We start from the raw sequence: 3446 nt of genomic DNA on the forward strand, positions 1-3446 counted from the left end.
ATTATTTTGCAATTATTTTATACTATTTCGCAATCGCTTCCTCTATAAACGGAAGCATTGCTTTAGCTAAATCTTTGCCTTGAGGAGCTGCAAAAAATGGCACGCCTTGCAAAGTACCAACAGCACCTTCTGCTTCAATTATGCGCATTTGAGCATCATCAAAATCATCAATATCACCAGAAAACTCGTTAGCATTATGTAATTTTTCGATCGCCATAGTAGGAATTTCTTGCGCAGCTTCACACGTAGTATCAAGAGCATCCGAAAAAACATATGCACGCTTAGACGCACTTAAAGCAACCGCAAAATCACGAGATAATTTACGACGAAAATCCTCAACAGTAGCATGCTTACGCAATTGCCTAATACCTACTGCAAGCACACGACCTGGATGCTTACGAATAATATTCGCATACGTTAAAGGATCCTTTTGACCATCATCGCCAATAAGCACAAAACGCATACCCGGAAAATCATCCATAAGCTGAGTTGCAAATTCTAATTTATGCTGCGGTCCGTTTGGGATAAAAGTTTTAGGACGTGGATCCAAATCACGAAGAAGAAGAGGACCCTCAGGAAACTTTTCGCGATCAATAAAGTGACGAATTGAAGCCTCAACATTCCACGGAGAAGTAGAAAGATAGAAAAATGGAATATCGTCACGTAAACGCTCTAAAGACTGGAAAAACTCAGACATTCCAGTAACTGGCGAACGATGAGCAGGATTCATAATAAGCAAGTTATAAGCAGCACGAATTGGCGAAGGCGCTTGAGTTACCATAATAGTGTCGTCAACGTCCGAAATAACACCAACAGGAACATTTGCGTCAATAGCAAACAAGCTCGCTTTTACAGGCTCACGGTCACTAACAGAATACGAAACAACGTGACGACCAGGCTCTAAAGCGCGCTCAGTAATTAAATCTAAATACCCTGCACGGTCAGAAATACAATACTCTGCACTACCATCGCGCGAACCTTCAGGCTTATCGTATATTTCAGAATCGCCAATTTGAGCTGTTTCTACAGGAATACCGTCAATAGACAAAGCCACGCGCACACGCACAGCAGGAACAACAAGCATCGCGTAAATTCCGCGTTTTAGAGCAGAATGATGACCAAGCTTTGGAGCATACACAGTTCTGCAAATCAAGCGAGCATATCTATGCGTTCCATACCCAATATATGGCTCAACACTTGGAAACCAGCCAAGACGACGAGCAACACGACCAGCAAGACGCATCCACATGCCGACAATAGACGTAACGAGCCTGCGACCAAAACGCACAAGCAATGGCTTATTGTCAATACACTCAGCTTTAGACGGAGTGTCAAACAATGTTGCAGTAACATGCACAGGAATTGGCGCGCTGCTAATTCGTCTAGACGCAGCTAACTTCGGAGTAGATTGTGGACTTTGCACACACTCAAGATTAGAACGCGCAGAAAGCAAAAGTTCTTCGGCGCGTTCATCTTTGTTAAGTGAGTTACCCACAGATTCGCTCATTCGCGTACCGGACCATCTGGAGTCGTGCCAACAATTTGTACAATAGTGCCACGTGGGCAATTTTCAAAAATCCAACGAGCATCCTGCTCATACATGTTTATGCAACCATGAGAGCCGTGATTTGCAGCATCGCCAGTTGCAATACCCTTATAATTCCAAGAAGCAGTGTGGAAGCCTTCTCCACCATGGTAATAGCTAACCCAACGCACTCCAGGAGAGAAGTAAGGAGAGCCATCGCCGTTCCTACCGCGCATATCTTGTGAAGCATAACGCAAGTAAATAAAGAATGTGCCGGAAGCTGAATCATCAGCACCGCGCTTACCTGTGCAAACAGGGAATGTTTTTACAAGTTCATCATTCTTATAAACAGAAGCCGTTTGGGTTGTTTTGTCAACAACAATGCGCATTTCAACAAGCTTCTTTTCAACGGTAAACTTAGTGATTTTCGCAGGAACAGCCATCTTGAAATCATTGCCATTGCGCAAAGATTCTACAGCCTTTTTCGCAACACTATTGGAATAGTTAATTTCAACACCATTAGAACCTTTAAGCGTTGTGAAAATAAACCTACCTTCTTTATCAATTGCATCTTCTTGATTAATTTTTTGCTGATTAAGTTCTTTTGGAAGAACTTGAGACAAATAATAATCTGCTTTATCTGCATCAATTGTGTAAGAAAGCTTACGGCGAGTCGTATCTGCTTTTATATTGATCCAAGATGCAATCGCTTCTTTTGGAACCGTAAAATCTTTACCGTCACCGTTATTAAACGTGATTTTTTTCTCAAGAAGTTTATTTAAATCATTTACAAGTTTCTGCGCTGCATCAAGCTTAATAGGAGCGTCAGTGCGTCGAGATGTAACAGAAACTTTTACTGTTTTACCAGGGTAAGCAATTAACTTTTTTACTGCTTCACGAACAGACATAGTTTCTATAGTGCGACCAGGTATGCCATCCTCTACCTTGTAAGATTCAGAATCCTTGTCGAAAACTGCACTATAAGGTACAGCACGATCCTTCTCACGAATAAACTTATGCAATAAGTACGAATCCAAAGCAGAATCATCACGTACAGCTTTCAAGTTCACAGTTTGATGAACCCAAGGCATAATACGAGTAAATAAATTATCTCGCTTAGCATTCATAATAGCTTTTACAGTTGCGTTTTTATCAATCTTGACACCAAGCTGACTCAAATCTGCATCAATACTATTTCCTTGATCGTCACTAATTTCTAATTCGCTATGATCCACAGCATTCTGAACAGTCTTGCTTACAGAATCTTCCTGATAGCCAGTGAGATTGCGCGTAATAGAAGCATCACCAAAATCAACACCTGGAGCAACTCGATTGTTGAAATACAAATGAAGTGCAAAAAATGCTGCTGCTAACAAAATAACAAAGATAAGAAGCGAATACATCAACGCCAGTGCGGAACGATTCGTACGATGTTTCTTTGCTTTCGGCTCTACTACTCTAAATGAATCGGTTGCAGTTGAATCGGCAGGAGTTGCATTTGCATACATGCCATAAGATGCAGCATTATTACCAAACACATTCTTCTTATTGCCGGCAATATCTTCAACGATATCGTCAACAATGTCTCCAGAAGTATCTTCTTCATCGGCGACTTCGTCTAAATTATCAGCAAGAGTTCCCTCATAATTAACAGAATTATCAGCTATTTGATCTTCTACATGACTTTGAGGAACCTGCATAAAAGCAACAGTATCGTCACTAGCATCATCAGGCATATTACTAGGTGTAATATTGAGGGATTCATCTCCCTCAAAATTTTGCTGTAATTCAGCCATATTCAAAACCTCTGCTTAATAATTATATGCGACAGACACGCTTGCACAGTTTACCACTAGCGACGCACGAAATTAGTATTAGCGAAGCATGAGAGCATAACTGGTTACATAACTAGCTATATAAC

General features: G+C 41.0%; 2 protein-coding genes. Both read right to left on the reverse strand.

Annotated elements, in window-relative coordinates:
* Positions 1–22: 22 nt before the first annotated feature.
* Entirely contained in the window at positions 23–1507 is a 1485-nt protein-coding gene (locus A5295_RS05730) for an App1 family protein (protein ID WP_064622129.1), read from the reverse strand.
* A complete protein-coding gene (locus A5295_RS05735; RefSeq protein WP_064622131.1) occupies positions 1504–3321 on the reverse strand; it encodes a L,D-transpeptidase in 1818 nt (605 codons plus the stop codon). The genes A5295_RS05730 and A5295_RS05735 overlap by 4 nt, the downstream gene beginning before the upstream one ends.
* Positions 3322–3446: the final 125 nt, after the last annotated feature.

Source organism: Gardnerella sp. 26-12, from assembly GCF_001660745.1.
GTDB classification, from domain to species: Bacteria; Actinomycetota; Actinomycetes; order Actinomycetales; family Bifidobacteriaceae; genus Bifidobacterium; species Bifidobacterium swidsinskii.

Coding starts and splice junctions, on each gene's coding strand:
- A5295_RS05730 (WP_064622129.1), bottom strand. CDS start 1,507: ATGAGCGAATCTGTGGGTAACTCACTTAACAAAGATGAACGCGCCGAA.
- A5295_RS05735 (WP_064622131.1), bottom strand. CDS start 3,321: ATGGCTGAATTACAGCAAAATTTTGAGGGAGATGAATCCCTCAATATT.